Source organism: Paenisporosarcina sp. P5_A11 (assembly GCF_056400705.1).
This window is the reverse complement of the sequence record NZ_JBFUKT010000184.1, coordinates 1-6,435: the sequence shown is the minus strand read 5'-3', so window position 1 is coordinate 6,435 and position 6,435 is coordinate 1. Positions and strand designations below refer to the sequence as shown.

The following is a 6,435-nucleotide window of genomic DNA, read 5'->3' as shown; positions in this document are numbered from 1 at the left end:
TGTACTAAGACCATTCTAGTGTCGACCTTGTTTAAATAGTTTCACCTGATTTTGAATATTAATCTATATAAGAGTAGCGAACTTAATTTTTTAAAACTTGGGGTCAGCGGTAGTGCAAGCTGGACTTTGCCATTAGACAAAAAAGCTGTGCAGAGTATCACAAAATGTGATATCTGCACAGCTTTTGCTATTTATTATACTTCCATGATGATTGGTAAAATCATTGGACGACGTTTTGTTTTTTCGTATAGATAAGGTCCTAATACATCAGTAATTTCATTTTTTAATTCTGACCATGGAGTTGCTTTTGATTGAATCGTTTTTTGGAGATGACGATTTAACATGTGCTGAGCTTCATTAATCATAGCTCCTGATTCACGCATGTAAACGAATCCGCGAGAAATGATGTCAGGTCCAGAAACTATCTTTTGACGTTCTTGGTCTGTTGTCACAACAACAATGACTAAACCTTCTTCAGATAGAATTCGACGATCACGTAAGACGATATTACCAACATCACCGATTCCGCTGCCATCAATGTAAACATCTCCAGAAGGGATACGACCAGCTACTGCTGCTTCATTTTGGCTAAGAGCTAAAACATCACCATTATCCATAATGAATGTGTTTTCTGGTTCAACATCACAATCCACAGCTAATTCTGTATGTATTTTCAACATACGATATTCACCATGAATCGGCATAAAGAATTTTGGTTTCATTAAGCGTAACATCAATTTTTGCTCTTGTTGAGAACCATGACCGGAAGTATGAACATTATTCAATGAACCATGAATAACATCTGCTCCGGCACGGAATAATAAATTGATTGTACGGTTTATACTACTACGATTTCCAGGAATCGGCGAAGAAGAGAAAATAACCGTATCCGCTGGTTGGATTTGAATTTGACGATGTGTACCATTAGCTAAACGAGAAAGTGCAGCCATTGGTTCACCTTGACTACCCGTACATAAAATCATTACTTCATTTGCCGGAAGAAGATTTAATGTTTGTGTGTCAACAAAAGTCTCTTTAGGTGCATTGATATAACCTAATTCACGTCCAATTGTAATGGCATTGTCCATGCTTCTACCAAAGACAGCAATTTTACGGCCGTGATGAATAGCTGCTTCCACAACTTGTTGTAATCGATAAATATTAGAAGAGAAGGTTGCGAAAATAATACGACCATCCACTTTACGGAAAATCTCCGATAAACTTTCTCCAACTTTTCGTTCAGACATCGTGAATTCAGGAACTTCTGCATTTGTACTATCAGATAATAGACATAACACGCCATCGCGACCAATTTCAGCCATTTTTGTTATGTTAGCTGGTTCACCAACAGGAGTGAAATCAAATTTGAAATCACCTGTATGAACAATATTTCCGGGTGGTGTTTTAACGACTACACCAAATGCATCTGGAATACTATGAGTTGTTCTATAGAAGCTAACCGATGTTTTACGGAATTTAATAACTTCATCTTCAGTAATTACGTGCATTTTTGTCGTACGTAATAAACCATGTTCTTCAAGTTTATTTCTTAGTAGTCCAAGAGCTAGTTTTCCCCCGTAAATTGGTACGTTTAATTGTTTAAGCAAGTAAGGAATACCACCGATATGATCTTCGTGACCATGTGTAATAAATAGACCTTTAATCTTGTCCGCATTTTTCACAAGATACGAGTAATCAGGAATAACGTAATCAATCCCGAGTAAGTCATCTTCAGGGAATTTAATACCTGCATCAATTAAAATAATTTCATCTTGGAATTGAACTCCATATGTGTTTTTACCGATTTCGCCCAGTCCGCCGAGAGCGAATACCGCTGTCTGATCATTCTTAACAAATTTCATAAGTTTTATTTTTTCTCCACTTTAAAGTTTTCGCTAGCTTGCTCATAAGATAAATGATTACCTTCAAGAAGCTGAACAAATTCAATATTATATTTGCGATCCTTTAGTGCGTAACGAACTTCACGTTCAGATGACGCTTCAATATAAAGGCTTTTTGTGTTTTCGCGAACTGGCACTTCAAGCACGTTCTCTTGGTAATATACTTTGTAAATCATATTTTGGTCTCCTTTTTCACGTTCAAAATAATTTCACTCTCTCTATATTATCACGTGCTTCTTTTAAAATAAAGAAAAGCCCTACTATAAATAGTAGGGCAAAAAATTATGCAATTGTTTTTTTCCCGAGTATGCCGCCTAGTCGTCTTAAAATTTTCCTTTTTAGACGTTTTAACATGGCAAATCACTCCTCATTTATATTATACAGAATATTTCGCTTTTTGTAAAGACTACTTGTCTTTAGTACAATTCTTACTAGAGAGAAAGGGTGAATATTATGAAGAAATTTTTATTTTTTGATATAGATGGCACACTCTATGATTCCAATAAACAATTACCGGCTAAAGCGAAAGAAGCCATTTTCGAAGCAAAAAGAAATGGACATGAAGTTTTTATTGCTACAGGACGTGCCCCATTTATGATTCAAGAGGTTTTGAAAGAATTAGAAATAGATTCGTATATTTGTTTTAATGGTCAATATGTAGTTTATAAAAATGAAGTTATTTATAATAATGAAATTGATAAAGAGCAGCTTCAATTAGTTTCAGAATTTGCCGAACGAAATAATCATCCTTTGGTATATATGAATGCTGAAAAAATGATTTCTTCTATTGAACATCACCCTCATATTGAAGAAAGTATTGAGACACTAAAATTACCACATCCACAATACGAAGAAGATTTTTATCTTAATCAACCAATTTTTCAAGCATTGGTTTTTTGTTCTATAGAAGAAGAGAATTCGTATCATAAAACTTTCTCACAGTTAAAATTTGTTAGATGGCATCGTGTGTCAGTGGATATATTGCCTAAGGGTACTTCAAAAGCAAACGGCATTCATTTTGTATGTGAAAAATACAACATTGACTTAAAGGATACGATTGCGTTCGGTGACGGATTAAACGACATCGAAATGTTGGAAACTGTAGGTTTCGGAGTTTCAATGGGGAATGGTCATGAAGAAGCCCTTAAGAGAGCTGATTACGTTACAAGTCATGTTGATGAAGATGGTTTAGTAAACGCATTAAGGTATTTAAATCTTATTTAAAAGGTTTTCTAAAATAGATGATATTAAAAAAAGGTTCCCAGTCATTCAATTGGGAACCTTTTTTTTAGTTTCTTTCATATGGTACTGCATCTGGAATTTCTGCGAATGGATTTTTTTTATCGATATGATCATAGAACATGATACCGTTTAAATGATCAATTTCATGTTGAAAAGCGATAGCAGCTAATCCTTTTAAGCGAAGTTTAAATTCACTTCCATCTGGATAAAAGCCTTTTACTGTGATTCGCGCATATCTAGGAACATATCCTTCGATAACTCGATCAACAGATAAACAACCTTCACCTACAGAGATGTAGGTTTTTTCAACTGAGTGACTAATTACTTTGGGATTTATTGCAACTAAACTTAATTTGGCTTCATCATCTGTTAAATGGAGTGCAAACATTCGCTTTGAAACATTTACTTGAGGTGCAGCAATCCCAATTCCAGGACGCAAATCGTAGCGTTCGATCATTTCGGGATCTTGACTATTTTTAACATATTCAAGTAAGTCTTGTGCTAATTTTGCATTTTCAATAGATAATGGAAAATCTACTTCTACAGCTTTTTGTCGCAAAGTTGGATGTCCTTCGCGAATAATATCTTTCAGTTCAAACATTTTGGTCTTCCTTTCCAACTTTGATTCTCTAATTAGTATAACGAAGGTTGACGTTCGTGCAACAAAAAGAGGAACTTTAGAATGTTGAAATTTCTTCCTTTAAGGTCTATAGTAGTAAATGATTTAGGAGGTTTTCAAATGAAAAAAATTGTAATTGGGACACTTCTTTCCACTTCTCTTTTACTTTCTGCATGCTCTATAGGAGCGCCTAATGATGAAATGTTATCAGAAACATTAGCAAAAGTGTATGAAGAGGAACAAGGGTACCGTGACGCACAAGAAAAGTTAGCTGAATTAGAAAAAAAAGAACAAAGCACTTTTAATGCAACCATGAAATTGACACAAGAACAAAAAGCCGAAGTGACTTTTAAAGTAGAAGAATTAAAAGCTTCGTTATCCGAGAGATTAACATTACTTAAAGAAGAAAATGAGTCAATAAAAAATGCACAAGAGTCGTTATCATCATTTGAAGCAATAGTGGATGACACTAAAGATGAAGAAGTGAAAACTGCCTTAAACAATTTAAAGTCTTTACTTGAAACTCGCTATGAAGCTCATGAAGTGGTAAGTAGTGAGTATCAAAAATTAACGGACTTACAAATCGAGCTTTATGATATGTTAGCAGATGAGAAAACGGAGCAAGCTCAACTTCAAGAACAAGTATTAAACGTCAATAAACAAAATGATGTTGTGCAATCCGCAATTAATGCGTTTAACGAAGCTACAAAAAAAGTTAACGCAACGAAATCGTCTGTGTATGATTCTTTAGATGAAGAGAAGTAAAACGATCTCCATGTGAGGTCGTTTTTTTGTGTGATAGAGGCGGTTGTAATGTTCTTATATTTTATAATACAGAGATTTTTTTGTACTAGTACAGAATACTATTGTTTGAATACATAAAAAATAACAAGTTGTTATATAACTAGAGTTACCATTGATTGACCCAAAATTTAAAGTTGAGTATACTAGGAAAGAATGAACATTGTATCACTTGAATTTTCATGAATTTTTAATACAGATATATAAGGAGAGGTGTTAACATGGCAGCAAAAAATGCTAAGCAAGTAGGTCCAGTAGAAGTACTACAAGCGATCGAAGAAAAATTTGAAATGCTTCAGATTTTAAACGAAGAAGGCGAAATCGTTAACAAAGAAGCAGATCCCAAATTATCAGATGATGAATTAACAGAGTTAATGAGTCGTATGGTGTATACACGAATTCTTGACCAACGTTCAATTTCTTTAAACAGACAAGGTCGTTTAGGGTTCTATGCACCTACTGCTGGTCAAGAAGCTTCTCAATTGGCTTCTCACTTCGCACTTGAAAAAGAAGATTTTATTCTTCCAGGATACCGCGATGTACCACAATTGATTTGGCACGGTCTACCATTATCACAAGCATTTTTATTCTCACGTGGTCACTTCATGGGTAATCAGATTCCTGAAGATGTGAAAGTATTACCACCACAAATTATTATTGGTGCTCAATTCATTCAAGCAGCTGGAGTAGCACTTGGCATGCAAAAACGCGGAAAAAAATCAGTTGCCATCACATATACAGGCGACGGTGGTTCTTCTCAAGGCGATTTCTATGAAGGTATTAACTTCGCGGGTGCGTTCCGTTCTCCTGCAATCTTCATCGTTCAAAATAACCAATATGCAATCTCGACTCCACGTGAATTGCAAACAGCTGCAAAGACTATTGCACAAAAAGGTATTGCTGCTGGTATACCAAGTATATTAGTTGATGGGATGGATCCGTTAGCAGTTTACGTGGCGACGCGTGATGCACGTGAGCGCGCTGTAAATGGTGAAGGACCAACATTAATTGAAACATTATGTTACCGCTATGGACCACACACAATGGCTGGGGACGATCCAACTCGCTACCGTACATCAGATACTGATTCTGAGTGGGAAAAGAAAGATCCATTGGTGCGTTTCCGTGCTTATTTAGAAGCAAAAGGACTTTGGAATGAAGAAAAAGAAAATGAAGTAATTGAAAAAGCTAAAGAAGAAATTAAAGCTGCGATTAAAATAGCAGATGCTGCTCCGAAACAAAAAGTGACAGATTTAATGGAAATTATGTACGATCCAAATACTGAAATGCCATATAACTTAAAAGAACAATATGAACTTTACAAAGAGAAGGAGTCGAAGTAACCGATGGCACAAATGACGATGATTCAAGCAATTACGGATGCACTCCGTACAGAGCTTAAGAATGATGAAAACGTCCTCGTCTTCGGTGAAGACGTTGGAAATAACGGTGGAGTTTTCCGTGCAACTGAAGGTTTACAAAAAGAATTTGGGGAAGATCGTGTGTTCGATACACCACTTGCAGAATCAGGTATCGGTGGTTTAGCAGTAGGTTTATCTTTAGAAGGTTTCCGTCCAGTTCCTGAAATACAATTCTTTGGTTTCGTATATGAAGTAATGGATTCGATCAGTGGTCAATTAGCGCGTATGCGTTTCCGTAGTGGTGGTAAATACAGTGCACCAGTTACCATTCGTTCTCCTTTTGGTGGCGGCGTTCATACACCAGAAATGCATGCAGACAGTTTAGAAGGATTAATGGCAGCTCAACCAGGATTGAAAGTTGTAATTCCATCTTCTCCATATGATGCAAAAGGGTTATTAATTTCTTCAATTCGTGATAATGACCCAGTTATCTTCTTGGAGCATATGAAAT

The 6,435-nt window shown here is 35.7% G+C and carries 7 protein-coding genes; 4 read left to right on the top strand and 3 right to left on the bottom strand.

Annotated elements, in window-relative coordinates:
* Window positions 1-194: 194 nt before the first annotated feature.
* Entirely contained in the window at window positions 195-1,862 is a 1,668-nt protein-coding gene (rnjA, locus tag AC1DOS_RS17060) for a ribonuclease J1 (protein WP_477538464.1), read from the bottom strand.
* A gap of 5 nt (window positions 1,863-1,867) precedes the next feature.
* On the bottom strand, window positions 1,868-2,077 hold the full coding sequence (locus tag AC1DOS_RS17055) for a DNA-dependent RNA polymerase subunit epsilon (protein ID WP_108584429.1): 210 nt from the start codon (window positions 2,075-2,077) through the stop codon (window positions 1,868-1,870).
* 277 nt (window positions 2,078-2,354) lie between these two features.
* On the opposite strand from AC1DOS_RS17055, the gene AC1DOS_RS17050 reads away from it, so the two are divergent.
* Window positions 2,355-3,125: a Cof-type HAD-IIB family hydrolase gene (locus tag AC1DOS_RS17050; RefSeq protein ID WP_477538463.1), complete on the top strand. Its 771-nt coding sequence runs from the start codon at window positions 2,355-2,357 to the stop codon at window positions 3,123-3,125.
* Window positions 3,126-3,189: 64 nt separating this feature from the next.
* Here AC1DOS_RS17050 and def read toward each other — a convergent pair whose 3' ends face one another.
* Entirely contained in the window at window positions 3,190-3,744 is a 555-nt protein-coding gene (def, locus tag AC1DOS_RS17045) for a peptide deformylase (RefSeq protein ID WP_477538462.1), read from the bottom strand.
* A gap of 138 nt (window positions 3,745-3,882) precedes the next feature.
* Between def and AC1DOS_RS17040 the strand changes: the two genes are divergently transcribed.
* From AC1DOS_RS17040 to AC1DOS_RS17030, 3 genes are all read left to right on the top strand, one after another.
* Window positions 3,883-4,527, top strand: a complete 645-nt coding sequence (locus AC1DOS_RS17040; protein ID WP_477538461.1) for a YkyA family protein — start codon at window positions 3,883-3,885, stop codon at window positions 4,525-4,527.
* Window positions 4,528-4,784: 257 nt separating this feature from the next.
* On the top strand, window positions 4,785-5,906 hold the full coding sequence (gene pdhA, locus AC1DOS_RS17035) for a pyruvate dehydrogenase (acetyl-transferring) E1 component subunit alpha (RefSeq protein ID WP_108584436.1): 1,122 nt from the start codon (window positions 4,785-4,787) through the stop codon (window positions 5,904-5,906).
* Between the two features lie 3 nt (window positions 5,907-5,909).
* Window positions 5,910-6,435, top strand: a 526-nt coding sequence (locus AC1DOS_RS17030; RefSeq protein ID WP_477538460.1) for an alpha-ketoacid dehydrogenase subunit beta, incomplete at its 3' end; no start/stop codon positions are given.

Bases quoted from the DNA above. Each gene is read 5' to 3' on its own strand.
- rnjA (WP_477538464.1), bottom strand. From the start codon at position 1,862: ATGAAATTTGTTAAGAATGATCAGACAGCGGTATTCGCTCTCGGCGGA.
- AC1DOS_RS17055 (WP_108584429.1), bottom strand. From the start codon at position 2,077: ATGATTTACAAAGTATATTACCAAGAGAACGTGCTTGAAGTGCCAGTT.
- AC1DOS_RS17050 (WP_477538463.1), top strand. From the start codon at position 2,355: ATGAAGAAATTTTTATTTTTTGATATAGATGGCACACTCTATGATTCC.
- def (WP_477538462.1), bottom strand. From the start codon at position 3,744: ATGTTTGAACTGAAAGATATTATTCGCGAAGGACATCCAACTTTGCGA.
- AC1DOS_RS17040 (WP_477538461.1), top strand. From the start codon at position 3,883: ATGAAAAAAATTGTAATTGGGACACTTCTTTCCACTTCTCTTTTACTT.
- pdhA (WP_108584436.1), top strand. From the start codon at position 4,785: ATGGCAGCAAAAAATGCTAAGCAAGTAGGTCCAGTAGAAGTACTACAA.